Origin of the sequence: Streptosporangium sp. NPDC006007 (assembly GCF_040614315.1) — a bacterium.
In the GTDB taxonomy this organism is placed as follows: domain Bacteria; phylum Actinomycetota; class Actinomycetes; order Streptosporangiales; family Streptosporangiaceae; genus Streptosporangium.
On record NZ_JBEXUG010000003.1, the window covers coordinates 249,195 to 274,753 of the forward strand.

20 protein-coding genes and 1 other RNA gene are annotated in these 25,559 nt (G+C 70.7%); 15 read left to right on the forward strand and 6 right to left on the reverse strand.

The window, feature by feature from the left end:
* The first annotated feature begins 17 nt into the window (after positions 1-17).
* Positions 18-4,895 (forward strand): NAD-glutamate dehydrogenase, encoded by a 4,878-nt coding sequence (locus tag ABZ194_RS04065; protein WP_355592056.1) that lies wholly within the window; start codon positions 18-20, stop codon positions 4,893-4,895.
* 200 nt (positions 4,896-5,095) lie between these two features.
* Here the strand turns inward: ABZ194_RS04065 and ABZ194_RS04070 are convergent, their stop codons facing one another.
* Positions 5,096-6,133 carry a hypothetical protein gene (locus ABZ194_RS04070; RefSeq protein WP_355592058.1) on the reverse strand — a complete coding sequence of 346 codons (1,038 nt, stop codon included), beginning with the start codon at positions 6,131-6,133 and terminating at the stop codon, positions 5,096-5,098.
* Positions 6,134-6,230: 97 nt separating this feature from the next.
* Here ABZ194_RS04070 and prfB point away from each other — a divergent pair, with 97 nt between their 5' ends.
* Positions 6,231-7,349 carry a peptide chain release factor 2 gene (gene prfB, locus ABZ194_RS04075; RefSeq protein WP_355592060.1) on the forward strand — a complete coding sequence of 373 codons (1,119 nt, stop codon included), beginning with the start codon at positions 6,231-6,233 and terminating at the stop codon, positions 7,347-7,349.
* 154 nt (positions 7,350-7,503) lie between these two features.
* On the opposite strand, the gene ABZ194_RS04080 is transcribed toward prfB, so the two are convergent.
* On the reverse strand, positions 7,504-7,695 hold the full coding sequence (locus ABZ194_RS04080) for a hypothetical protein (protein ID WP_355592062.1): 192 nt from the start codon (positions 7,693-7,695) through the stop codon (positions 7,504-7,506).
* Between the two features lie 235 nt (positions 7,696-7,930).
* Between ABZ194_RS04080 and ftsE the strand changes: the two genes are divergently transcribed.
* The 6 genes from ftsE to ABZ194_RS04110 all read left to right on the forward strand — a co-directional run bounded on the left by ftsE (position 7,931) and on the right by ABZ194_RS04110 (position 13,686).
* Entirely contained in the window at positions 7,931-8,620 is a 690-nt protein-coding gene (ftsE, locus tag ABZ194_RS04085; RefSeq protein ID WP_355592064.1) for a cell division ATP-binding protein FtsE, read from the forward strand.
* 31 nt (positions 8,621-8,651) lie between these two features.
* On the forward strand, positions 8,652-9,560 hold the full coding sequence (gene ftsX / locus ABZ194_RS04090; RefSeq protein ID WP_355592190.1) for a permease-like cell division protein FtsX: 909 nt from the start codon (positions 8,652-8,654) through the stop codon (positions 9,558-9,560).
* A 180-nt stretch (positions 9,561-9,740) separates the two neighbouring features.
* The gene (gene smpB / locus ABZ194_RS04095) at positions 9,741-10,208 is read left to right on the forward strand and encodes an SsrA-binding protein SmpB (RefSeq protein ID WP_355592066.1); all 468 of its coding nucleotides are present in this window, start codon (positions 9,741-9,743) and stop codon (positions 10,206-10,208) included.
* Between the two features lie 2 nt (positions 10,209-10,210).
* Positions 10,211-12,094: a penicillin-binding transpeptidase domain-containing protein gene (locus ABZ194_RS04100; RefSeq protein ID WP_355592068.1), complete on the forward strand. Its 1,884-nt coding sequence runs from the start codon at positions 10,211-10,213 to the stop codon at positions 12,092-12,094.
* A gap of 198 nt (positions 12,095-12,292) precedes the next feature.
* Positions 12,293-12,677: a transfer-messenger RNA gene (ssrA, locus tag ABZ194_RS04105) on the forward strand.
* Between the two features lie 163 nt (positions 12,678-12,840).
* Positions 12,841-13,686 (forward strand): isocitrate lyase/phosphoenolpyruvate mutase family protein, encoded by an 846-nt coding sequence (locus ABZ194_RS04110; RefSeq protein ID WP_355592070.1) that lies wholly within the window; start codon positions 12,841-12,843, stop codon positions 13,684-13,686.
* Between the two features lie 79 nt (positions 13,687-13,765).
* Here ABZ194_RS04110 and ABZ194_RS04115 read toward each other — a convergent pair whose 3' ends face one another.
* Together ABZ194_RS04115 and ABZ194_RS04120 are read right to left on the reverse strand one after the other, a co-directional pair.
* Positions 13,766-14,860, reverse strand: a complete 1,095-nt coding sequence (locus ABZ194_RS04115; RefSeq protein WP_355592072.1) for a trypsin-like peptidase domain-containing protein — start codon at positions 14,858-14,860, stop codon at positions 13,766-13,768.
* A gap of 275 nt (positions 14,861-15,135) precedes the next feature.
* The gene (locus tag ABZ194_RS04120; RefSeq protein WP_355592074.1) at positions 15,136-15,861 is read right to left on the reverse strand and encodes a hypothetical protein; all 726 of its coding nucleotides are present in this window, start codon (positions 15,859-15,861) and stop codon (positions 15,136-15,138) included.
* Here ABZ194_RS04120 and ABZ194_RS04125 point away from each other — a divergent pair.
* From ABZ194_RS04125 to ABZ194_RS04150, 6 genes are all read left to right on the forward strand, one after another.
* Positions 15,845-16,567: a hypothetical protein gene (locus ABZ194_RS04125; protein ID WP_355592076.1), complete on the forward strand. Its 723-nt coding sequence runs from the start codon at positions 15,845-15,847 to the stop codon at positions 16,565-16,567. The genes ABZ194_RS04120 and ABZ194_RS04125 overlap by 17 nt on opposite strands.
* 54 nt (positions 16,568-16,621) lie before the next feature.
* Positions 16,622-18,820, forward strand: a complete 2,199-nt coding sequence (locus tag ABZ194_RS04130; protein ID WP_355592078.1) for an acyl-CoA dehydrogenase — start codon at positions 16,622-16,624, stop codon at positions 18,818-18,820.
* A 214-nt stretch (positions 18,821-19,034) separates the two neighbouring features.
* Positions 19,035-19,565, forward strand: coding sequence for an RICIN domain-containing protein (locus ABZ194_RS04135; RefSeq protein ID WP_355592080.1), 531 nt, complete (start codon positions 19,035-19,037; stop codon positions 19,563-19,565).
* 193 nt (positions 19,566-19,758) lie between these two features.
* On the forward strand, positions 19,759-21,309 hold the full coding sequence (locus tag ABZ194_RS04140) for an acyl-CoA synthetase (RefSeq protein ID WP_355592083.1): 1,551 nt from the start codon (positions 19,759-19,761) through the stop codon (positions 21,307-21,309).
* 57 nt (positions 21,310-21,366) lie between these two features.
* Positions 21,367-21,759 carry a DUF1622 domain-containing protein gene (locus tag ABZ194_RS04145; RefSeq protein ID WP_355592085.1) on the forward strand — a complete coding sequence of 131 codons (393 nt, stop codon included), beginning with the start codon at positions 21,367-21,369 and terminating at the stop codon, positions 21,757-21,759.
* Positions 21,752-21,994, forward strand: coding sequence for a hypothetical protein (locus ABZ194_RS04150; protein ID WP_355592087.1), 243 nt, complete (start codon positions 21,752-21,754; stop codon positions 21,992-21,994). Before ABZ194_RS04145 ends, ABZ194_RS04150 begins: the two co-directional genes overlap by 8 nt.
* 37 nt (positions 21,995-22,031) lie before the next feature.
* On the opposite strand, the gene ABZ194_RS04155 is transcribed toward ABZ194_RS04150, so the two are convergent.
* Positions 22,032-23,081, reverse strand: a complete 1,050-nt coding sequence (locus tag ABZ194_RS04155; RefSeq protein WP_355592089.1) for a hypothetical protein — start codon at positions 23,079-23,081, stop codon at positions 22,032-22,034.
* Here ABZ194_RS04155 and ABZ194_RS04160 point away from each other — a divergent pair.
* Positions 23,071-24,366, forward strand: a complete 1,296-nt coding sequence (locus ABZ194_RS04160) for an NAD(P)/FAD-dependent oxidoreductase (RefSeq protein ID WP_355592091.1) — start codon at positions 23,071-23,073, stop codon at positions 24,364-24,366. The genes ABZ194_RS04155 and ABZ194_RS04160 overlap by 11 nt on opposite strands.
* Here ABZ194_RS04160 and ABZ194_RS04165 read toward each other — a convergent pair.
* Positions 24,336-25,526 carry a cytochrome P450 gene (locus ABZ194_RS04165; RefSeq protein ID WP_355592093.1) on the reverse strand — a complete coding sequence of 397 codons (1,191 nt, stop codon included), beginning with the start codon at positions 25,524-25,526 and terminating at the stop codon, positions 24,336-24,338. The genes ABZ194_RS04160 and ABZ194_RS04165 overlap by 31 nt on opposite strands.
* Between the last annotated feature and the right edge of the window lie 33 nt (positions 25,527-25,559).

A 25,559-nucleotide genomic window follows, 5' to 3' on the forward strand; every position in this document is an offset into this window, starting at 1 on the left:
AAAGGAGTGAGAGCGACATGCCGCTCGACGAGGCGAAGGACGAGCTGCTGAGGAGTGCCGCGAAGATCTGCGCGCGCATGCCCGGCGGCAACCACGTGAGTGATGAGCAGGCACTCGGTTTTCTCAGGCTCTACTACCGGCATGTCGCGCCAGAGGATCTGCTGAGCCGCGACCCGGTCGACGTCTACGGCCCGGCGAGGGCCCAGCGGCGACTCGCCGAACGGCGCCCCCAGGGCCGGGCCCTGGTGCGGGCGTACACGCCGAGAATGGAGGAGCACGGCTGGGAGCCCGGCTGCTCCGTCGTCGAGGTCGTCACCGACGACATGCCCTTCCTGGTCGACTCGGTGACCATGGAGCTGGACCGGCACGGGATCACCGCGCGCCGGGTCGTCCACCCCCAGATGCGGGTGCGCAGGGACGTCGCCGGGGCCCTGCGCGGCCTGGCCACGGAGGACGACGCCGAGCAGGCGCTCGTCGAGTCCTGGATGCAGTTCCAGATCGACCGGCAGGCCGACCCGGCCACGCTCAAGCAGCTGGAGACCGACCTGCAGCGGGTCCTGGAGGACGTGCGCTACACCGTCGAGGACTTCGCCAAGATGCAGGCCCTCGCCGTACAGACCGCCGAGGACGTGTCGGTCAACCCGCCGCCGCTGGACCCGTCGGGGGTGACCGACAGCCTGGAGCTGATGCGCTGGCTGGCCGACGGGCACTTCACCTTCCTGGGGTACCGCGAGTACCGGCTGGAGGCGGGCGAGGGCGGCGACGCGCTGCGCCCGATGCCCGGGACCGGTCTCGGCATACTCCGCCACGACAAGGCGGGGTCGGAGAGCTTCGCCGCCCTCCCCCCGGAGCTGCGGGCAAAGGCCCGTGAGAAGCAGCAGATGCTGATCATCACGAAGGCCAACACCCGCGCCACCGTGTACCGCCCGGCCTACCTCGACTACGTCGGCGTGAAGCTCTTCGACGACGGGGGCGAGGTCGTCGGTGAGCGGCGCTTCCTCGGCCTGTTCACCCACGTGGCCTACAGCGAGTCGATCTCCCGTATCCCGGTGCTCCGGCGCAAGCTGGCCGAGGTCCTCGACCTGGCCGGGCTGGCCCCCGACAGCCACGACGGCAAGGACCTCATCGAGATACTGGAGACCTTCCCCCGGGACGAGCTCTTCCAGACCTCGGTGGAGCAGCTGATGCCGATAGCGCTCGGCGTGCTCAGGCTGCGCGAGCGCAAGCAGGTCAAGGTCTTCCTCCGGCCGGACGACTACGGCCGCTACATCTCCTTCCTGATCTACCTCCCGCGTGACCGCTACACCACCAAGATCCGCATCAGGATGCAGGAGATCCTGCTCAAGGCGGTCGGCGGGGCCTCCTTCGACTACAGCGCGATGATCGGCGAGTCCGCCCTGGCCCGGCTGCACGTGGTCGTGCGCGGTGAGCGGGGCAAGCCGCTGAGCGCCGACACGGTGAACGTGGAGGAGCTGGAGGCCGATCTGGCCGCGGCCACCCGCTCCTGGGACGACGACCTGGCGGACGCCATCACCGAGCTGAGCCCCCAGGAGGAGGCCCCCGCGCTCATCCGCCGGTACGCCAACGCCTTCCCCGAGGGCTACAAGGCCGACTTCCCGGCCAGTACGGCCGTGGCCGACCTGCGCCGCCTGGAGGCGCTCGCCGGATCACCCGACGAGATCGGGATGAACCTCTACGAACCCTACGACGCCGCGGAGGGCGAGCGCCGGTTCAAGCTCTACCGGATCGGTGCGTCCATCTCCCTCTCGCACGTGCTGCCGCTGCTCCAGCGGATGGGCGTCGAGGTGGTCGACGAGCGGCCGTACGAGATCGACCGGGACAACGACCCGGCGACCAAGGACGCCTGGATCTACGACTTCGGCCTGCGCTACACCCCCTCGTCGGAGGTGGACAGGGACGAGTTCAAGCGGCTGTTCCAGGACGCCTTCGGCGCGCTGTGGCGGGGCCGGGTGGAGAGCGACGGATTCAACGCGCTCGTCCTGGCCGCCGGGCTGACCTGGGAACAGGCCGAGATCCTGCGGGTCTACGCCAAGTATCTGCGCCAGGCGGGGACCACGTTCAGCCAGGACTACATCGAGCGGGTGCTGCTCGGCAACGTACGGCTCGCGCGGCTGCTGGTGCGGCTGTTCGAGGCCAGGCTCGACCCCCGGCGCGCCGGCGACGTCCGTTCGGACCTGAGCGAGGCGCTGAACGAGGAGACCCTCGGCGCCCTGGACGACGTCGCGTCGCTGGACGAGGACCGCATCCTGCGGGCCTACCTGGAAATGATCAACGCCACCCTGCGGACCAACTACTTCCAGACGGTGGACGGCGAGCGCAAGCCGTACATCAGCCTGAAGTTCGACTCGCCGTCGATCAGCGTGCTCCCGCTGCCCCGGCCGAAGTTCGAGGTCTTCGTCTACTCGCCCAGGGTCGAGGGCGTGCACCTGCGCTTCGGCAAGGTCGCCCGAGGCGGCCTGCGCTGGTCGGACCGGATGGAGGACTTCCGTACCGAGGTCCTCGGGCTGGTGAAGGCGCAGATGGTGAAGAACACCGTCATCGTCCCCACCGGTTCCAAGGGCGGCTTCGTGGTGAAGAACCCGCCGAAGTCGGGCGGGCGTGAGGAGGTGCTCGCCGAGGGCGTCTCCTGCTACCGGTCCTTCATCTCCGGCCTGCTGGACATCACCGACAACCTGGTCGACGGCCAGGTGGTCCCGCCCGCCGACGTGGTCAGGCACGACGAGGACGACACCTACCTGGTGGTCGCCGCGGACAAGGGCACCGCGAAGTTCTCCGACATCGCCAACGAGGTCGCCAAGGAGTACGGCTTCTGGCTGGGCGACGCCTTCGCCTCCGGCGGCTCCATCGGCTACGACCACAAGGGAATGGGCATCACCGCCCGAGGTGCCTGGGAGTCGGTCAAGTATCACTTCCGCACCGCCGGCGTGGACATCCAGACCACCGACTTCACCGTGGCCGGCGTCGGAGACATGTCCGGTGACGTGTTCGGCAACGGCATGCTGCTCTCCCAGCACATCCGGCTGATCGCGGCCTTCGACCACCGGCACGTCTTCGTCGACCCCGACCCCGACTCCGCGCGCGGCTACGCCGAGCGGGCCCGGCTGTTCGCGCTGCCGCGCAGCTCGTGGGAGGACTACGACGCCTCGCTCATCGCGCCCGGCGGCGGGGTCTGGCCGCGCACGGCCAAGTCGATCCCGGTGTCGCCGCAGATGCGCGTCGCGCTCGGCATCGCCGACGGGGTGACGTCGCTGGCCCCCAACGACCTGATCAGCGCCATCCTGCGGTCCCCGGTGGACCTGCTCTGGAACGGCGGCATCGGCACCTACGTCAAGGCGTCGAACGAGTCCCACGGCGACGTCGGCGACAAGGCCAACGACAGCCTGCGGGTCAACGCCTCCGAGCTGCGCTGCAAGGTGATCGGTGAGGGCGGCAACCTGGGCTTCACCCAGCTCGCCCGGATAGAGTTCGCGCGTGGCGGCGGGCTCGTCAACACCGACTTCATCGACAACTCCGCGGGGGTGGACACCTCCGACCACGAGGTGAACATCAAGATCCTGCTGGACCGGGCGGTCCGGGACGGCGAGCTCACCGACAAGCAGCGCAACCAGCTCTTCCTCGACATGACCGACGAGGTCGCCAGACTGGTCCTGCGCGACAACTACGACCAGAACGTGGTGCTGGCCGCGGCCCGCGCGCAGGCGTCCGAGATGCTGCACATCCACTCGCGCCAGCTCCGCAAGCTGGAGCGGGCCGGGCTGATCAACCGTGAGCTGGAGTTCCTGCCGACGGACAAGGCGCTCGCCGAGCGGCGCCAGGCCGGGCTCGGGCTGACCGCGCCGGAGTTCTCGGTGCTGCTGGCCTACACCAAGCTGGTGGCGGACGCCCAGATCCTCGGCTCCGACCTGCCCGACGACCCCTACCTGGCCTCCTGGCTGGTGTCCTACTTCCCGTCGGCGCTGCGCGAGCGCATGCGTCACTACATGGACTCCCACCCGCTCCGCCGGGAGATCATCACCACCGGGGTGGTGAACGACCTGGTCAACTCCAGCGGCACCACCTTCATGTTCCGCCTCGGCGAGGAGAGCGGCGCGTCCACCCCGGACATCGCCCGCGCCTACCTGGTCACCCGTGAGGTCTTCGACCTGCCGAGCTTCTGGCGGCAGATCGAGGCGCTGGACAACAAGGTGGACACCTCCACCCAGATCGCCATGGAGCTGGAGGCCCGCAAGCTCGCCGAGCGGGGCACCCGCTGGCTGCTCGGCAACCGGCGCGCGCCGCTGGACCTCGCCTCCACGGTGAACTTCTTCGCCAAGGGCATGAACGGCCTCCTGCCGCACCTGCCCAAGCTGCTGACCGGATCCGACCTGGCGGGGTTCGAGGAGCGGCGCGACGCCTTCGTCTCCCGGGGCGTGCCCGGGGAGATGGCCGAGCGGGTCGCCGCCATGGTGCCGGCCTACTCCACCTTCGACCTGGTCGAGGTGGCCGCGCAGACCGGCCGTCCGGTGAACGAGGTGGCCGAGGTCTACTTCGACCTGGCCGACCGGCTCCAGGTGGCCAGGCTGCGTGAGCGTGTGATCGCGCTGCCCAGGGACAGCCGGTGGAACTCCATGGCCAGGGCCGCGCTCCGCGACGACCTCTACGCCGCGCACGCCTCACTCACCCGCGACGTCCTGGCGCACAGCACGCCGGGACTGACCCCCGAGGAGCGGCTGGCGCGCTGGACCAAGGCCAACTCGGCGGCGGTCGCCCGGTCCCGGCAGACCCTGTCGGAGATCTGGGAGAGCGACAACTTCGACCTCGCCACTCTGTCGGTGGCGCTGCGCGCCATCCGCACGCTGGTGGCCTCCACCGGCCTCCCGCACAGCGAGCGGTGACCTGAGCCGGGCCGGATCCCACCGAGGGGTCCGGCCCGCCTCCGGGGCTCCGGGGTCCGGCCCGCCTTCACGGCTCCCGGGCGCCGGTCGGCTTTCACGGTTCCCGGGGCCGGCCCGTCGCCGGCTCCGGGATCTCGGGGTCTCACGGCTCCGAGGGCCGGCCCGTTCACGGTTCCGGGGTCTCGCGGCCTCGGGGCCGGTCAGTTGGCGAACACCTTGGTGACGCCGCCGAGGTAGCCGATCACCCTGGCCGGCCTGCGGCTGTTCTTCGCCGGGACGGTGCTCACGTACTGCTGCGTCTCCACGGTCCGCAACTCCTTGCGGGCGCCGGGCTCCGAGGCCAGCTTCTCGGCGTTCGGCGGAACCCTGATCTCCGCGCACGGCTCGATCTTGGAGGTCACGGTGGTGGTCCTGACCAGCGAGTACATCACCACGGCGCCGCCGTCGACGGTGCGTAGCGCGTGCACCGGGTAGTTGCTCGCGCCGAAGATCGAGTCGTAGCCCAGGCAGTCGGTCTTGTACTTCGGACGCCTGCCCGCGATCTCCTCGGCGTAGCCGGTGGTGTGCGGCCCCTTCTCGATCAGCCCGGCGGCGAACCCCGCGGTGCCCTCCTCGGCGGAGGTCGCGTGCAGCGGCGCCATGAGCCGGGGGCTGATCGCCGTGGTCGGATCGTCGTCGTCCAGCGCGGTGGCGTACCCCTGCGCGTCCGTCGCGACCTCCGGCGCCCGCGCGCCCGGCTCCAGCAGTGAGGTGGAGCTGAGATACCAGGAGCGCTCGCCGTACTTTGTCACGGTCAGTATGGCGGTGCGCACCTTGCCCGCCTCGTCCTCCCGATCCACGATCGCGGCGAACCAGAAGGGTGCCCGCTGCTCCCGGGGGACCAGCAGTCGCGGGCTGCCCCAGGTGTAGCGGGGGAAGGCGTCGGCCGAGCCGTTGAAGGCGGCAGAGGTGAGCGCCTCCTGCGCGTCGCGCGTCTGCGCCAGGACGTTCCTGCGATCGGCGTCCAGATGCGGCCCGGCACTCCCCAGCACCCCCTCGGCGCCGAGGAGACCGGCCAGCGCCCGGCCCGCCTGCGCCTGGGTGACCGGGGGGCCGGCCAGGGCGGCGGGGGTGGAGGCCGCGCCGGTGGCCGCCAGGCTCCGCCTCGGGGCGGAGCCGCCGGAATCCGAGCACGCCGCGGTGACGGTCACCAGGACCAGGGTGAGCGCGAGCAGCCCCCGTCGCCCACGTCCTCGCACGTCCGCCTCCTCACGATCTCCTCGGCGCCCATGCTAGCCATGGCGGGGGTGCGAGCCGTACACAACGGGGTTCGCCGGTCGCGTACCCTTTACAGACGTGGCAGTCATCGATCCGGCAGAAGAGATCAACGAGCTTGTCGGCACCCTGAACAGCGTTCAGGACGTGCTCGACCTCGACGTGATGCGCAAGCAGATCGAGGAGCTCGGAGATCAGGCCGCCGCGCCCGACCTGTGGAACGACCAGGACCGGGCCCAGAAGGTCACCAGCAGGCTCTCCTACCTCCAGGGTGAGGTCAACAGGGTGGAGTCCCTGGGGCGCCGGCTGGAGGACCTGGGCGTCCTGTACGAGCTCGCCGCCGCCGAGGACGACGAGGAGACCCGCGAGGAGGCCGGCCGCGAGCTGGCGTCCCTCAGGAGCGACATCGGCGCCCTGGAGGTCCGCACCCTGCTCTCGGGCGAGTACGACGCCCGTGAGGCGGTCGTCACGATCAACTCCCAGGCCGGTGGCGTGGACGCCGCGGACTGGGCCCAGATGCTGCTGCGGATGTACATCCGGTGGGCCGAGCGCAAGGGATACCCGACGGAGGTCTACGAGACCTCCTACGCCGAGGAGGCCGGCATCAAGTCGGCCACCTTCACGGTCAAGGCGCCCTACGCCTACGGCACCCTCCGGGGCGAGCACGGCACGCACCGCCTGGTGCGGATCAGCCCGTTCGACAACCAGGGCCGCCGGCAGACCTCCTTCGCCGGGGTGGACGTGGTGCCGGTCGTCGAGACGACCGATCACATCGACGTCAACGAGGACGACCTGCGGGTCGACGTCTACCGCTCCTCCGGCCCCGGGGGCCAGGGCGTCAACACCACCGACTCCGCGGTCCGGCTGACCCACCTGCCCACCGGCATCGTGGTCTCCTGCCAGAACGAGCGCTCCCAGCTGCAGAACAAGGCGACCGCGATGGCGGTCCTGCAGTCCAAGCTGCTGGAGCGCAAGCGGCAGGAGGAGGCGGCGGCGCTCAACGAGATCCGGGGAGAGTCCACCACCTCGTGGGGCACCCAGATTCGCAACTACGTGCTGCACCCCTATCAGATCGTCAAGGACCTGCGGACGGGCACCGAGGCGGGCAACCCGAGCGCGGTGCTCGACGGCGATCTCGACGAGTTCATCGAGTCGGAGATCCGGTGGATCCGCCGCCAGGAGTCGGGCGTCGACGGGTAGGAACGCGGCGGTCCGCGACGGCGGGTGACGCCACGGCCATGCGGCCGGGGCCCTCCTTTTTCGGTGGGGAGGTGTCCTCCGTGCCCGGCGGGCGACCCCGGGATGCCTGAGACGTCTCCGCCGGTCGTCTCCGGGCGCCCCCTCGGGGGTTCTCTCAGGTGCCGGTGAGGTGCTTCAGCGCGAGGGTGAGGAAGAGCAGTGCGAGCAGCAGCAGCGAGAGCATCGCCGGGGTCATGCCGCCGAGGCCCTGATGGTGCATTCGATCACGGTAGGCCCGGCACTGGGGGCAGCGACCCTCCGCGACGGGGTGGGCGCACCGGGCGCAGACGAGGTCTTCACAGCTCATGAGAGCCTCCCGCTCCTAGGTCAGAACTACTTTATGTGGTCGTTACCGGGCGCCGAATCGTTTTGTTTCTGTTATGGACGTTCCATGCCAGTCTTCCCCCTAGACTGGGCTTCGGCCAACCGGAACGTCGATCAAGAGTCAAGACCGGCGCCCCCCGGCAGGCGAGAGGCGGAAGTGAACCTCTGCCACCACCGCGACCGTCCTAACCCCTAGACTGGCATGCCGTGATGCGCCCGTGATCCATTTTGATAATGTCACCAAGGTCTACGCGAACCAGACCCGGCCCGCGTTGGACCACGTCAGCGTCGATGTCGACAAGGGCGAGTTCGTGTTCCTCGTCGGCCCCTCGGGGTCCGGGAAGTCGACCTTCCTGCGCCTGGTCCTCAAGGAGGAGCGCCCGAACTCGGGGGCGATCCACGTGGCCGGCAAGGACCTCGCCCGACTCTCCAACTTCAAGATCCCGCACCTGCGCCGCCGTATCGGCTGTGTCTTCCAGGACTTTCGGCTGCTGCCGAACAAGAACGTGTACGAGAACGTCGCGTTCGCCCTGGAGGTCATCGGCAAGCCGCGCCGGTTCATCCGTAAGGTTGTGCCCGAGGTCGTCGAACTGGTGGGGCTTGAGGGCAAGGCCCACCGGATGCCCGACGAGCTGTCCGGTGGCGAGCAGCAGCGGGTCGCCATGGCCCGCGCGTTCGTGAACCGTCCGATGATCCTCCTGGCGGACGAGCCGACGGGAAACATCGACCCGGCTACGAGCATCGGCATCATGAAGGTGCTTGACCGGATCAACCGAACGGGTACCACCGTCGTCATGGCCACCCACGACGCGGCCATCGTCGACTCCATGCGCAAGCGCGTAGTGGAACTGGAGGACGGCAAGATCGTCCGAGACCAGTCGCGTGGCGTGTACGGCCAGGCGTACTGACACCAGGACCGGCAAAAGCGACAGGAAGAGCATGCGGGCAAACTTCATCTTCTCTGAGGTCTGGATCGGCCTCCGCCGTAATCTCACGATGACCATCGCGGTCATCGTGACCGTGGCGATCGGCATGGCCTTGCTGGGCGTTGGCCTGATGATCAACTCTCAGGTCGCGAACATGAGAAGCTTCTGGTCGGGGAAGGTCGAGGTGTCGGCCTTCCTGTGCAAGAAGAACGACGCCTTCCCCTCCTGTAAGGGCAGCGCCGGTGTGAGCGCGCAGGCGCGAACGGATCTGATGAAAATGATCCAGGCCATGCCCGAGGTTCAGCAGGTCGACTTCGAGAACGCGGCGGCGGCCTACGAGAACTTCAAGAGCATGTACGCCGAGAACACCATCATGCTTGAGGCGATTCAGGTCCAGGACATGCCCGAGTCCTTCCGAATCAAGCTGAGGGATCCGGAAAAGTATACCGCGGTGATCGATTCACTGAAAAGTGCTCAAGGCATTTCAGCCGTGGTGGACGAGCGTAAGATTTTGGATCGTTTCTTCGAGTTCATGGAGAAAATCCGCTGGTTCGCCCTGGTGATCGCCGGCTTCCTGGTGCTCGCGGTGATTCTCCTCATCGGAAACACCGTCCGCCTGTCGGCCTACAACCGCAGGCGTGAGACCGGGATCATGCGATTGGTCGGCGCATCCAATCTGTACATTCAGTTGCCCTTCGTCATGGAGGGCATCATCTCCGGTCTGCTGGGCGGCGTCGTGTCGGCGGTGCTGCTCATCGTGACGAAGGTGTTCCTCTTCGAGGACCTGCAGATCAGCCTGGCGGCGGGCACCCAGCTCACCTGGAACGACGTGGCCCAGGTCATCATCGGGACGATGTTCACCGGCGTCCTGATCTGTGTCGTCGCCTCGTTCGTCACCCTGCGCCGTTATCTGAAGGTCTGACGCGTCAGCGGAATCCGAGCCGCCGCGGAGCCGGTCGGCCGACGCCTCGCGCCCTTTCCTTTCCGCGAGGCGTCGGAGGGCATGGCGTTCCCCCCGGGTCGCGCGCCACGGCGTTCCCGGCGAGGCGCGGACGCCCACCGCACCGGAGAATGTCCCGTGTGGCGCCGGTAGGCTCGGGGCATGCCACGTGAGACCGGGCGGAAGGTCATCGCCCAGAACAAGCGTGCCTGGCACGACTACCACATCGAGGACACCTACGAGGCTGGTCTCGTGCTACAGGGCACCGAGGTCAAGTCGCTCCGCCTCGGCCGGGCCTCCCTCGTTGACGGATACGCCGTCATCAAGGACGGCGAAGCCTGGTTGATCAACGTCCACATCCCCGAGTACACGATGGGGACGTGGACCAACCACGCGGCGCGCCGTACCCGGAAACTCCTGCTCCACCGTAAGGAGATCGAAAAGCTGGTCTCCAAGACCAAGGACGGCGGTCTTACCCTGGTGCCGCTCGCGATCTACTTCAAGGACGGCAAGGCCAAGATCGAGATCGGTCTCGCCAAGGGTAAGAAGGACTGGGACAAACGGCAGACTCTGGCCGAGAATCAGGCCAAGCGCGAGATGGCTCGCGCGCTCAGGCACAGGAACAGGTAATTGTGACGGGGAAGGCTCGGCGGACCGTCGCCGCGGCGCTCGCGCTGGTGACGACGGTCCCCATGCTGTCCGCGTGTTTCGAGGAGCCCTCGGCCCACGAGGCGGTGCGTGACTTTCTGGTCGGCTGGCAGACGGGCAACTACACCGCGGCCGCCCGGCGCACCGACGGGGACGAGAAAGTGGTCCGCAGGGCTCTGGAGGACGCCAAGGTTCAGCTTGACGCGGCCTCGTTCCGTTTCACGGTCAAGGGGCTCAGGCGCGCGGGCGACGAGTCCGAGGCGGACTTCGAGGCCGAGGTCGACCTGGGGGAGAACAACCCCCTGTGGGAGTACACCGGCAAGCTCCCGCTCCACCTGGTGAACGGCCACTGGAAGGTGCACTGGTCGCCCAGCGTGCTCCACCCCCAGCTGCACGAGGGCCAGCGCTTCGCGGTGGACGTCATCCCCGAGGGGCGCAAGCCGATCCTCGACCGCAAGAACGACCCGCTCCAGCAGGAGGCGACACTGTACGTGGCGAACGTCGTCCCGGCCACGCTGAAGGACGACGTCGCGGTCTGCAGGCAGCTCTCCAAGATCACTGGTTTCCCGCAGGACCGCCTGCTGAGCCGGATCCGGTCCGCCCGTCCCAACGTGCAGGTCCCCCTGGTCACCTTCGGGCGTGCCAAGTTCGCCCAGCTCCGCGACAAGCTGGTGGCCATCCAGGGCGTCAGCGTCTCCACGCCGAAGCAGCCGGTCGCGCCCGACTCTCCCGCCCAGATCGTCGGCATGGTCACCGCCGTCACCCCCGAGACCGAGCAGCAGCTCGGCGGGCCGCAACGGGCCGGCGACACGGTCGGCAGGACCGGGCTGCAGAAGGCCTACCAGGAGCACCTGACCGGATCGACCGAGACCCGGGTGATCACGGTGGATCTCAGGACCAACGAGCAGGTGGCCGAGCTGCGCAAATGGCGGCCCAGCCGGTCCACCTCGCCGGTCCGCACCACCCTCGACGGTTCCACCCAGAAGGCCGCCGACGCCGCGCTGCTCGGCAGCACGCCCGCCATGCTGGTCGCGGTCCAGGCCTCGACCGGCAACGTGTGGGCCGTCGGCAGCACCAAGGAGTATCACCAGGAGAAGGACGCCCTGGCCGGGAGGTTCCCCGCGGGCACCACCTTCTCGATCATGTCTGTCGAGGCGCTGCTGAAGGCTCGGTTCAGCACCAAGCAGAAACTGGCCTGCCCCGTCGACCGCAGCGTCGGCGGCGCCCAGTTCCACCAGGCAGGTCCGCCCGCCGGGAGCACGCAGACCTTCCAGGCCAACTTCGCCGACGGCTGCGTGACCGCGCTGGCCGCGCTGGCCCGCAGGATCGACGGCGCCGAGCTGGCGGCCAGCGCCGCCAAGTTCGGCATCGACGCGCGGTGGACCCTGCCGCTGAAGTCCTTCAGCGGCGCGATGAGGTCGCCGGTCACGGACGCGGCCACGGCCAGGGCCATCGCCGGCCAGAACGTCTCGGTCAGCCCGCTGTCCATGGCCCTGGTCGCCGGGGCGATCGCCTCGGGCACCTGGCGTCCGCCGACCCTCGTCACCAACCCCAAGAGCCCGGATCCGTCGGCCGAGGCCGAGCCGCCGAAGTCACCCGACCCGGTCAAGATCGACGAAAAGACGATCAGTGCGCTCCGCACCCTCATGCGCGCCGGGGTGACCGGCGGCTCGGCCCGGTTGGCATCGGCTCAGGGAGGCCCGGTCCACGGCGTCACCGCCGCCGCGTCACAGGGGCGCAAGCCGCTGGCCTGGTTCGTCGGCTGGCAGGGGAACGTGGCGGTGGCGGTGCTGGCGGAGAGCGGCGACCCCACTGCGGGGGCGGCCATCGCCGGCCGGTTCTTCCAGGCCCTGCACGCCGGGATATGACGTCCGGAAACACTCTCGTCACACTGGGCGACCGTCCGGTGTCCCGGCGGCGCCCTTCTGAGTGATCGGGCACCGCTTGGGGGTTGCGGGCTCGCCGCCTCCGCCGCCCGCCGCAGGGAATCAAGTTGGCGTTACCGGTGTTGTAACCGGTATCTTCGGATAGCTCGGTCTCTCGGGGCCGGGTTGACAACTCAACAGGGGGGTGACTGGTTTCGACTTTGGCTTTGCAAGTGGGGAGAAGCGGGTCGAGGACTGCGGACATAACCTCGTTAACACTGTGACCGCGACCAATAAGTGCCAATAAGACGCACTCCGAAGTCAGCCAGGGCAACCTGGCACTCGCCGCCTAAGCAGCGAGTGACTTCTGCCGGCCCGGGAGCGCCTCCGGCCCGGATCCGGCATCGCTAGGAGGCTCAACCGATCGACCCGGCCACGGGGAAGATCGGGAAAACAAACAGTGGCTGAGCCCGTCGGCGTCTTGCCTGTGTGATCGCCGGGGCTGAGAAAAACAGAGCAGGCTGCGCCCGGAGAAGCCCTCTCTTGGAGTCGAAGGACGCGGGTTCGATTCCCGCCACCTCCACCCCCGTTCCGTGTTCGAACGCGCGGAGCAGACCGCCGGAGGGGGGGGGGGGGGGGGGATTACCCCCCCCCACCGGCCGCCCTCCGTCTTTTCCCGGCCCCTCCCTGGGCGAGGGCGGGTCCGGAAACGGGGCGGTGATGTTGATCGGAACTGATTTACTCCTTCCATGACGACTCTTCCCATGACGACCCTTCGCGACAAGGCGGAACTGTTTCACTCGCTGCACACGGGTGGCGAGGTGCTGGTCCTGGCCAATGCCTGGGACGTGGCCAGCGCGTGTCTGGTCGAGGAGGCGGGGGCCAGGGCGGTGGCCACCACCAGCGCCGGTGTGGCGTGGAGCCTTGGGGCCCCCGACGGCGACCGGCTCGACCGGGACCGTGCCCTCGATCTTGTCGCCCGGGTCGCCGCCGCCGTGGGCGTTCCGGTCACCGCCGACATCGAGAGCGGTTTCGCCGACACTCCCGAGGGGGTCGCCGAGACCGTCCGGGGCGTGCTCGACGCGGGCGCCGTGGGCGTCAACATCGAGGACGCGCGTTACGACGGGTCCTCGCCGTTGCGTCCGGTCCAGGAGCAGTGCGACCGGATCGCCGCGGCCCGGCAGGCGGCCGACGCCGCGGGGGTCCCGCTCTACATCAACGCGCGTGCCGACGTCTACCTGTGCGCCGTGGGCGACCCGGCCGGGCGGCTGGACGCGACCCTGGAGCGCGCCACCGCCTATCTCGCCGCCGGCGCCAGCGGCGTCTTCGTCCCGGGGGTCGTCGACCCGGCGACCGTGTCGGCCCTCACCGGCGCCATCGCGGCACCGTTGAACATCCTGGCCGGGCCCGCTGCCCCCGCCGTCGCCGAACTGGCCGGGCTCGGCGTCGCCCGGGTCAGTGTGGGCCCCAGGGTCGTCGCGGCCGCCTACGCCGCCGCCCGGCAGGCCACCAGGGAACTGCTCACCGAGGGCACCTACACCGGCCTGGCCGGAGCCCTCGACTACGACGAGCTCAACGCCCTGCTGGGCGGCTGACACACCGCCGGGGCGGGATCCCGTGCTCGGGTCCCGAGCCCAGGTCTTGAGCCCGGGCCCTGGGCTCGGCCCCCCGTGCTCAGTCGCCGGGGAGTTCGCCCAGGGTCACGGTGACCGTCGCGGTGGAGCCGTCGAGGTGGGTGATCTCGACCTTGGCCCGGTCGCCGGGGTTGAGGGTGCTGAGGATCTCCGCCAGGGCCTGCGTGTCCCGCGTGGCCGTGCCGTTGATCGAGACGATCACATCGCCACGCCTGATGCCCGCCTTGCCGGCGGCCCCGCCGGGGGACACCCGCACCACGCCGACCCCCGTGGGCCGGTCCTCGGAGTCGATCACGGTCTGTACGGTGATCCCGAGGGCGGCCCGGTGGGTGTTGGTGACCTTGCCGTTCTTGATGATCTGGTTGGCGATGTCGGTGGCGGTGTTGGACGGGATGGCGAAGCCGATGCCCGGGGCGCTGCCCCCGCCTAGTTCGGGGTCGACGGCGGTCAGGGTGGGGATGCCGATGACCTCGTTCGAGAGGTTGACCAGGGCGCCGCCGCTGTTGCCGGGATTGATCGCGGCCGAGGTCTGGATGGCGCCGGTGATCGTCGCACCGGGTGCTCCGGGCTCCTGTGGCTCGCTGACCGTACGGCCCAGCGCCGAGACGATGCCGTCGGTGACGCTGCCGGACAGGCCCAGGGGGTTGCCCATGGCGAGCACGAACTGCCCGACCCGCAGCTTTCCGGAGTCGCCGAATGTGGCGGGCCTGAGCCCCGAGGGGTCGTCCACCTTGATCACTGCCAGGTCGCCGAGCCGGAAGCTCTGCACGAGTCTGGCCTTCCGGGGCGCGCCGCCGGTGGCGAGCGTCACCTCGAAGTCCTTGGCCCGGTCGACCACGTGGGCGTTGGTGATGATGTGCCCCGAGCGGTCGTAGACGATGCCTGAGCCGAGACCGTTCTTGGTGGTGATCTGCACGATGGACGGCAGCACCGTGGCGATGACCTGCTCGTATCTGGACTCCAGGGCCTCGGGGCCGGTGGAGGCGCCGGGCGGTGTGGCGGGTGGTGCCGTGGCCGTCGTACCCGTGCTCGACGGATTCGCGCCCAGCGGCTGCGATCTCGCGCTCTGACCGCATCCGGTGAGCATCATGACGATGGTGGCGAACAGTGCGACGCGTGAGCTCGATCCCTGCATGCGGGTGTATCTTCCCAGCTCAGAGTGGAAGATACGTCTCGCGAGGAGTGCTGGGGCCAAGCTTGTCCAGCGGGTGGGGGCGGCGGGTCCCGCGGAGGCGGGCCTCACGGTTCGGGCCGTGCCGAATGATGTTCCGTACCTGGGGAAAGGGCTGATCCGGCCGGATCGGCGGGCCCCTCGTGGCCGAAGTGTGATGGTATGCGCTCCATCTATCCGGCGAGGTGACATAGCCTGGCGCTCATGGCGGACGTTGGCGGCGACTCCTCCGGGCGCTCTCAGGACAGGTACATCCCGTCGTACGACGCGCCTACGGCGCCCATACCCGCTATCCGCGCCGAGGACGGCACGCTGATCAATCCTCGGGTGCCCCGCCGGTTTCCCATCGGTGACGGCGAGGAGACCGTGCTCGTTCCCCGGCCGGCCCCCGCCACGGCGAACCCCGTCGACCCGAGCCCCGCCCAGCCGGAGCCTGCCGGGTCGAAATCCGCCGGACCGGAGCCTGCCGGGTCGAAATCCGCCGGACCGGAGTCCGCCGGACCGGAGCCCGAGAGCTCTGAGCCGGGGGGCGGGAGACCCGTCCGGCGCAGGTCCGGGGAGGGGGAGCCGGGGGAGGGGGAGTTGGAGTCCGCCTGGTTCTTCCCCGCCCTCGGGTTTCCGGAGGGGGTGTCCGTCGAGCCCGCGTCGGTGGTGACGGAGCCCGCCGAGCCGAAGGCCGCGGATCCCGAGCCCGCCGGGCCGGACCCCATCCGGTCGTTCTTCCCGCCCAGGACCTCCGGGCCGGAGTCCGCCGGGCCGTACGCCCCGCCCCGGGCTCCCAGGCCGGGGCCCGTCAGGACTCCTCCCGGCGCCGGGCCGGCCGGACCGCTCCCCCGGCCCCGTCCCGTCACCTCGTCCCTCACACCGGGCTCGCCGCCGCCGCCCTTCTCGTCGCGGGCGGCACCCCGGGCCGTCAGGGTGAGCGCGCCGAGAAAGGACAGCCTGCTGATGCGGATCGGGGACATCCCGATCCGGGTCGTCTACAGTTTCGGGGCCGCCCTCGTCACGGCTCTCGCGGTCTTCCTCATCTTCGTCCTGTTCTCCGGCGACCAGCCCGCCGCCCCGGCCGGGACCGGTCGGGCGGGCACCGGCGCCACGGTGCGGCCCTCGCCGTCCGCGTCCCCGATCACGCTGCCGAGTCTGCCCGCGCCGACGGCGCTGCGGGTGCTGCCCGGCACGCGGAGTCCGGTGCTGGGCGCGGTGACCGACAGCAGGGCCGCGATCACCTATGCCAAGCTGGGGCGGCCCTGGGCGGTCTCGGAGATCCCGTCGTTCTCCGTCGGTCAGCGGGTCGGGACGGAACGGCTGCCGAGCACGATGATCGTCTCCGGCCTGCTCCCCGGAGACACCCCGCGAGCCGATCTGAAGACCGACGCCCAGTTCCGCGCCGCGGCGACGGGCGCGGTGAGATGGGCGATCCGCGACCACTATCCGGCGGGCGGCAAGGTCGTGTGGACCGCCTCGCAGAAGCCGGTCATCGGCAAGGGGTGGACGCTCGGCTACCGGGTGACCTACGTGCTGAAGGGGAGGAAGCGCACCTCCCAGGCGGCGCTCACCCTGCTGGACATCGGCCGCCGCAGGCCCGCGATGCTCCTGGTGACCGTGCCGGACACGCGTAAGCAGCTCTGGGCGGACATCGCCCCTCTGGTGGCCAGTGCCCGCCCGTTGTGATGACGGCGGGTTCCAGAATATAGTTCTGCTACTGGACCCTGGCTGGAGGCTGTCATGGCGATCGGGTTAAGCGAGGAGCACGAGGCGCTCCGTGAGTCGGTGGCCGGCTGGGCGGAGCGGAACATCCCGCCCGAGGTCGTGCGGGCCGCGGTCGCGGCCGAGGACGAGCGGCGCCCCGGCTTCTGGCCCGGCCTCGCGGACCAGGGACTTCTCGGACTCCACCTTCCGGAGGAGTACGGCGGCAGCGGATACGGCCTGCTGGAGGTCGCCGTGGTCGTCGAGGCGCTCGGCGAGCGGGTCGCCCCCGGCCCCTACCTGCCGACGGTCCTCGCCGGTGCGGTGATCCTGGCCTGTGACGGCAAGGCCCGCGCCGAACTCCTGCCCGGTCTCGCCGACGGCACGCTGACCGGCGCGGTCGCGCTGTCCGGTTCGATCACCGGCACCCGGGGCGAGGACGGGACGCTCACGATCGGCGGCGTCGCCGAGCCGGTCCTGGGCGGTGCGCTCGCCGACATCCTGGTGCTCCCGGTGAGCACCGAGGCGGGGGAGGAGTGGATCGCCGTGGACTCCTCCGCGGCGACGGTGATCCCTGTCAGGTCGCTGGACGTCACCCGTGGCGTGGCCAGGGTCGAGGTGGAGGCGGTGGCCGTACCCGCGACCCGGATCCTGGACGGCCTTGAGCGGCCGGCGGTGCGCGACCTGGCCGCGACCCTGCTCGGGGCCGAGGCCGTGGGCGTCGCGTCGTGGTGCGTGACCGCCGCGGCGGAGTACGCCAAGGTGCGCGTGCAGTTCGGCCGCCCGATCGGGCAGTTCCAGGGCGTCAAGCACAAGGCGGCCCGGATGCTCGTCGCGCTGGAGCAGGCCCGCGCCACCGTGTGGGACGCCACCCGCGCCTCCGGGGACGAGACGGCCTACGCCGCCGCGATCGCGGGCGTGGTCGCCCCCGACGCCGGGGTGCGGTGCGCGAAGGACGCCATTCAGATCTTCGGCGGCATCGGCTACACCTATGAGCACGACGCCCACCTCTACTACCGCCGCGCGCTGACCCTGCGCGCGCTGCTCGGCTCCTCCGCCGAGTGGGCCGGCTCGGTCGCCTCGCTGGCGCTGAGCGGGGTGAGCCGGGTGATGGAGATCGAGCTGCCGGAGGACACCGCCGCGCTCCGTGAGCGGATCCGGGCCGAGATCGACGAGATCGCCGCCTTGGAGGGCGTGGAGCAGCGGCGGGCGCTGGCCGGAGCCGGTTACGTCATGCCACACCTGCCCAGGCCGTGGGGGCGCGACGCCACGCCGCTGGAGCAGGTGCTCATACTCCAGGAGCTCAGGGCCGCCCGGATCAGGCCCCCGCAGATGATCATCGGTGCCTGGGTGGTGCCGTCCATCGTCGCCTACGGCACGCCCGAGCAGCAGGAGCGCTTCCTGCCCGCCACCTTGAGCGGTGAGCTGATGTGGTGCCAGCTCTTCTCCGAGCCGGGCGCCGGCTCCGACCTCGCCTCGCTCCAGATGAGGGCCGAGAAGGTCGAGGGGGGCTGGCGGCTCAACGGCCAGAAGGTCTGGACCTCCATGGCCCAGGTCGCCGAGTGGGCGATCTGTGTCGCCCGCAACTCCTCGGCGGGCTCCAAGCACGACGGCATCACCTACTTCCTGATCGACATGAGGAGCGAGGGCCTCACGGTCCGGCCGCTGACCGAGATGACCGGGGAGAGCATCTTCAACCAGGTCTTCCTCGACGACGTGTTCGTCCCGGACGGACTGGTCGTCGGTGAGGTCGGGCAGGGCTGGAAGGTGGCACGCAACACCCTGTCCAATGAGCGGGTCTCGCTCTCCTCGGGCTCCGGCGGCACCGGTTCGTCGGTCCCCGACCTGCTCGGGCTGGTCGGCCGGCTCGGTCGCGAGCTGACCGGGGCCGAGCGCCGGGAACTGGCCGATGTGGTCTGCGAGGGGCACTCGATCGACACCCTCGGCCTGCGGGTGACGTTGAAGCAGCTGACCGGCGCCGAGCCGGGCGCCGACGCCTCGGTCCGCAAGCTGCTGTCCACCTCGCACGCCCAGCACGTCGCGGAGTGCGCGGTCGGGCTGCTGGGCGCCTCCGCCGTGGTCGCCGCCGACGCGGGGCTCGGCGACGCGGGTTACTGGAACCGCGCCGTGCTCGCCACCCGCGCCATGACGATCTACGGCGGCACCACCGAGGTGCAGCTCAACATCATCGGTGAGCGGATGCTCGGCCTGCCCCGCGACCCCGAACCGGGCAGGTGAGCCCGTCGGATTCCGGGTTCCGCGAAAATCGCGGTCCTACGGTGGGTTCCGTGTCGCCGTGGGTCAGCGTTATCCGTTGATTTCACGGCGATTACCGCCGGACCCCCAAGAACGGTCTTCACACCTTCAACTACGCGGTGTTACTTCCCGGCGCGTTCCGTCCTCCGTGCTACGAAAGGGATGTTGATCTTTCAGGAGCGTCCCAGGAGGCCCGATGACACCCATTCGCGCTGGTCGCAGCGTAGCCCTCGCCGCCGTTCTGCTCGCCTGCCCGCTCACCGTCGTGCCCGCCGAGGGGGCTGACGGTCCTGTGCCGCGCGCCGCGACGGCGTTCACCACCAACCTCATCGCCCGGCAGAGCGACAGATGCCTGGCGATCTCCGCCGGAAGCACCAGGAACGGCGCCTCGGTGATCCAGTGGGACTGCGGTCCGCAGCCCGACCAGCTGTGGCGGCTGATCTCGATCGGCGGCGGTTACTACCACGTCCGGGCGACCCACAGCGGCAAGTGCCTGTCGGTCGCCGACGGCGGCGTCAGAAACGGCGCCTTCGCCGTCCAGTGGGACTGCGGTTCCCAGACCGACCAGCAGTGGAAGCTCGTGCAGAAGAACGACGGCTTCTTCGCCCTTGTCGCCCGGCACAGCGTCAAGTGCCTGTCGGTGTACGGCGGAAGCTCCCACAACGGCGCCTCCGTCATTCAGTGGGAGTGCGGTTCCCAGTACGACCAGCAGTGGAAGCTCGCCTGACCCGGACGGCGCGGCGCCCCCTCCATGGTCGTAATCAAGCGATTGCTTGGTATGTCTCGGGAGAGTTAGTCTGCCCTTGTGGGTGAGAACAAGTTCTTGTTCTCACCTCCCTATGCCGCCGGAGTCTGCTGAGATACCAGTAACGTGATTCACTTCGGCGGCTCGGGAGCCTTTCCGGCAGAGAGGATTTCCGATGGGCACGCTCGGCTTCTGGAGGCTCGCGCAGGCGGACCCCGACTGGATCGCCGCCGTGGACCCCGACGGCACGGAACACCGCGCCGGCGACCTCCTGGCCCGTGCCAACCGCCTCGTGCACGGCCTGCGAGAGCTGGGACTCAGGCCGGGAGACGGCGTCTGCGGGCTGGTCCCCAACGGCTCGGACGGGCTGGTGCTCCATCTGGCCGCGCTCCAGGCCGGGTGGTATCACACCCCGGTCAACTGGCATCTGACCGGCTCCGAGATCGGCTACATCCTGGCCGACAGCGAGGCACGGGCCTTCTTCGTCGACGAGCGCCACGCGCGCGAAGGTCTGCGCGCCGTCACCCAGACGGGTTTCGACCGTGGCCGCGTCTTCGCGTTCGGGCAGGTCGAGGGGGTGCGCCCCGAGGTGGAGCTGACCCGGGAGCAGCCCGCCACCACCCCCGCCGGCCGTACGGCGGGCGCCGCCATGCACTACACCTCCGGCACCACAGGCAAGCCCAAGGGCGTGCGCCGGGCGCTCACCGGCCTGGACCCGGACGACGCGGCCGAACTGGCGACCTTCCTGCTCGGCATGTTCGGCGTCACCCCGGGCGGGGAGAACACCCATCTGGTCACCTCGCCGAACTACCACACCGCCGTCAGCCAGTTCGGCGGTACGGCCCTGCACATGGGCCACCGGCTCGTCTACATGGACAGGTGGGATCCCGAGGAGACGCTCAGGCTCTGCGAGAGATACCGCGTCACCAGCTCGCACCTGGTCCCCACCCACTTCAAGCGGCTGCTCGCCCTGCCCGGCGAGGTGAGGGCCCGCTACGACCTCTCCTCGCTCAGGTGGATGATCCACGCGGCCGCGCCCTGCCCGGTGCCGGTCAAGCGGGCGATGCTGGAGTGGTGGGGCGACTGCGTCTACGAGTACTACGCCGCGACCGAGGGTGGCGGCACCATCGCGACCCCGGAGGACTGGAAGAGGCGTCCCGGCACGGTCGGCACGGCCTGGCCGGTCAGTGAGCTGCTCGTCGTGGACGAGAACCTGGAACCGGTCCCGGCCGGCACCCACGGCACGATCTACATGAGGATGACGGGCGCCGGTTTCGAGTACAAGGGCGACCGGGCGAAGACCGAGGCCGGCCGCCTCAAGGACCACTTCACCGTCGGCGACGTCGGCTACCTCGACGACGAGGGCTTCCTGTTCCTCTGCGACCGCAAGGCCGATCTGATCATCTCGGGTGGGGTCAACATCTACCCGGCCGAGATAGAGAACGAGCTGACGGTCCACCCCAAGGTCGCCGACGTGGCGGTGTTCGGCGTCCCCGACGAGGAGTGGGGCGAGCGGGTCAAGGCCGTGGTCGAGCCCGCGCCCGGCGTCGCGGCCTCGCCCGAGCTCGCCGCCGAGCTCCTCGACTCGCTCAGGGGCCGCCTGTCGAAGACGAAATGGCCCAGGTCCATCGACTTCGTCGAGGAGATGCCGCGCGAGCCCAACGGCAAACTCCTCAAACGCCGGCTGCGCGACCCGTACTGGGAGGGGCGGGACCGGGTGATCTGACCGGGGCCGCACCGCCCGCACCGCTTAGGCCGGTGAGTCACCGGGTAACAGCAGCACATGGTGGATCTCCTGCCCCAGGAGGCTCTCCGGGAGGTCGTCGACCTGTTCGTCCGCCTGGTCGAGGCAGCCGGGGCGATCGTCATCTTCGTCGGGGCGGCGGCGGCCTTCGCGCGCTTCCTCACGGTCGCGGTACGACGGCAGGGCGACACCGGGTTCATCGCGGTGCGCCTGTTTTTGGGACGATTCCTCGCGCTGGGCCTGGAGTTCCAGCTGGCCGGCGACGTGCTGCGTACGGCCATCGCCCCGAGCTTCACACAGATCGGGCAGCTGGCGGCGATCGCGGCCATCCGTACCGCGCTGAACTACTTCCTGAGCAGGGAGATCGAGCGGGAGAGGCGCACGGTGGGCGACTTTCGGCCGCCGTCCACGGCCGGTGCCGGGGATGGCTGAACTCATCCGGACGGCCGTCCCCCTGGTCGGCGTCATGGGACTGGCCGCCGCGCTGGCGTTCCTGCTGCTCGGCGGCGGCCCGAAGGCCGCGATGGCCGTGCTGCTGGACTTTCTCCTCGCGGCGGGCCTGCTCCGCCTCTCCCAGGCGCAGACCTGGGCGGCGATCCTGGTGGCGGCGGTCACGATGGTGATCCGCAAGGTCGTCGTCGCGGGATTCCTCCTCCGGCCGCGTTGACGCGCCGACCGCGTACCTCCGCCGGGTCGGCGGCCGGTCAGAAGCCGGGAGGGGTGCTTCTCCCGCCGGAGCCTCCCGGCCGGCCGGAGGCCGAGCGTGACGGACCCCCGACGGGCCAGAAGTAGAACGTGAGAGAGGGGCGCCGGCGGGCGCCGCCCACCGCGATCAGGCCCAGCCTGACCCCGGCCCCGTGGGCCGCCATCGCCGCGCGCAGCCGCAGGAGCGGGCCGAGGTCGTGGCCGGACGTCCGCTGCAGGAAGCCGAGAAGCTCGGCGAGCCCCTCGGGGCGGTCCCAGCCCCACGCCGCGCAGAAGAAGAAGACCTTCTGCCGGGTCACGGCCCCGTCGTGCGAGAGCTGCAGGAAGAGCGACCGGTCGGCGGGTCTGGGCCGCGACACGCCGGCGAAGCGGTCGTGCAACCGCCTGGCGGGGAGCAGGTCCGGGTGCGTCCCGGCGCGGTCGCCGAAGGCGCGTCCGGGATCCACCGGCAGCCACTTGTAGGTCTTCCACGCCGTGAGCTCGCCGCCCACCAGGTCGTATCCCATCACCTCGACGGCCCCGGGAAGCCGGCAGCCGTGCAGACGCTCGGCCTCCCCGAGGGACTCCGTCCGCAGCGGGAACCTGGCGGCGAGTTCGTCCGGGCCGAGCCAGCCGGTCCTGAAGTAGACCGTTCCGCGCCTGCGGCCCCCCGCCCCGTAGCCCAGACCGAGCATCAGCGGAGCCGCAAGGCCGGCGGGGGCGCCGGCCAGGTGCGTCCGGAACAGCTCCAGCAGCCGGGCGTCCTGTTCGGCGGTGGAGCATCCGGTGACGGAACGGGCGTGCGTCAGGGAGTGCTCCCAGTCTCCGGCGCGATGCTCCACCATGTCGATGACGCAGCGCAGGGTGGGGACGCCCCGCTCGTCGAGTTTCAGGGAAACCTCAACCGGCACGGCGGAGTCGGTGAGAATGGAGTGCCGGCGCGGCTCCCCGGTGATCCGGAGCAGTTCGGCCGCCGTGGCGCCGGCGTCGTCGCGGACGCCGAGCCGTACGGCGAGGTCGCCGAACGCGGCGGCCAGCCGCGTTGTCGCGGTGGGGTCCATGGAGGCCATGGGTGTCTCCTCGGGGCAGGTGGGGAGCGCGCTGATGGCCGAAACAGCCGACGTCGTGGTCATCGGGGCCGGTGTCGCCGGACTGGCCTGTGCCCGTGAGCTCTCCGCGGGCGGGTTCGACGTCGTGGTGCTTGAGGCCCGGAGCGCGATCGGCGGCAGGGTCCGCACCCTCCGGATGGGGGCGGCGGGCCCGGTCGAGCTGGGCGCCCAGGTGGTGCACCCGGTCGGCTGCGACGCCTTCGACGACCTGCTCCGCGAGGCGCGGATCGGCACCGCCCCCATGGGGACGGGCGCCGAGTTCGTCGTCGTCTCCGGCGGCGCGCACTACGACGCCGCCGCTCTCGCCGCCCGGATCCGGCCGCTGCCGTGGGTGGCGGAGGACGGCCTCTACGCCGCGCCGCCCCGGTCCGGCACGGTGGATCGGGCGCTCTCCGGCCTCGCCCCGCCCGCCCGCGCGCTCGCGCGGTGCTGGATGGAGCAGGTGGTGGGGGAGGACCCGGGGCTGCTCGACCTGACGGAGACGGCCATGACCTACCACGGCGGGGGGCGCGGCGGCGAGCGCGTGGTCGTGGACGGGTTCGACCGGGTGGTCCACGCGCTGGCCGGGGGGCTGGAGATCCGTACGGACTCCCCGGTCGAGCGGTTGCGCTGGGGCGGGGACGGCGTGGAGGCCGCGACCGCCTCCGGGACGGTCCGCGCGCGTGCGGCCGTGCTCACCCCGCCCCCGCCGGTGGTCGCCGGCGGAGGTCTCGGCCTCGATCCGCCGCTGCCCCCGTCCAAGGTGGCGGCCGCCGCCGCGCTCGCCTCGTGCGACGCCGTCGCGGTCGTCCTGGTCACCGCCCGGCCGACGGCCCGCTCGGAGTGGCTCCTGCTGGCCGACCCGCCCGGCGGTCTCTGGACCGGGCGGGCCGGTTCGCGGGTCGTGACCGGCCACGTCAAGGGCCCCTCCGCGAGCCTGGTCAGGCGGCGGGGCTGGGAGTCCGACCTCCTTCGGTCGCTCGGCCCCCGGCTGGGGGACCTGGACGACGTGCTCGTCCTGGACTGGGGACGTGACCGGTGGTTCCGCGGTGCCTACAGCGTTCCGGTGGCCGGCGTGGGCGCGGCCTCGGCCGAGTGGGCCGCGCGGCTTGGCGGAACCGTCTTCTTCGCCGGGGAGGCGTCGGCCGAGGCGGGCCTGCGCGGCCTGGTCCAGGGGGCGCTGGCCAGCGGCGAAAGGGCGGCGGCCGAGGTGACGCTCAGCCTGTCCGGTGGACCTCATGACCAGCGCAGCGGCAGGGACGCGTAGCCTCGGGGGACGGTGCCCGGACGGCGGACCGCGGCCGCCGCACCCGGAGCCGGCTCGACCGGGCACCCGTGGACGGCCGCGATCAGCAGCCGCGCGAACAGCCTGACGAGGGGCGCCCCGAGGCAGGCGTGCCGCCCGGCCCCGAACGACAGGTGCGGGTTGACGCGGCGGCCCAGGTCGAGCCGGTCGGGGTCGGAGAACCTCGCGCCGTCGCGGTTGGCCGCCCCGAGCAGCGGCACGACGCCGTCGCCCCGGCGGATCGACCGGCCGCCGATGACGAGGTCCTCCCCGGCGGTGCGGGCGGTGAACTGGATGGGCGGGTCGATCCTCAGCAACTCCTCGGCCGCGCCTCTGACCGACGATCGGGCCGACGGCCGATCGGCGTCCGCCAGGTCGCGCCAGCGGCCCGGCGCGGCCAGCAGGGCGGCGACGGCGTTGGTGATCATGTCGCCCAGGGGTTCCACCCCGCCGACGACCAGGAGCCCGGCCGTGGACATGGCCTCGGCCGGTGCGATCAGCCCCTCGACGTGTCCTCGCGCGAGGACGGTGAACGCGTCCGGGCGCGGGTCGGCGATCCTGGCGAACAGGTGGTCGGCGAAACGGTCGTGCATCGCCGACATCGCGGCCTCCCCTGGGTGCGCCGGATCGGCGAAGGGGTCGAGGTTGCCCGCGACGGCGTCCGCCCAGCCGTCGAAGTCGGCCAGATCGTCGTCCGGCAGCCCCAGGAAACCGGCGAGCACCCGGACGGCCAGCGGGCGGGCGAACTCGGTGGCGAGATCCGTCTCCCGGCCGGCGCGCGCCGCCTCGCGCACCCGCAGCGCCCACCTGCCGACCAGCGGGGCGAGCCAGCGCTCGTGCTCGCGCAGCGCCCGTGGCCGGAACGCCGGGGCGGCGGCCCGCCGGAGCCTCGTGTGGTCGGGCGGGTCGGTGTTCAGCATGGACACGGGCAGCGCGGTGTGGCGCTGCCGCAACCGCTGCCCCTGCCGAGCGGAGAAACGGGAATCGCAGAGTACGGCGAGGCAGTCCCGGTGCCGCGTCAGGAACCAGAGCCGGGCCCCGGGCACGAGATGAACCGGGTCGTGCTCGCGCAGGGCGCGGTAGGCGGGGTAGGGGTCGGCGTGGATCTCCGGGGCGCGAGGGTCGTACCCGGGCCGTGGCATCGAGAAGTCCTCCTCTGGCGGGCGACCGGCGGT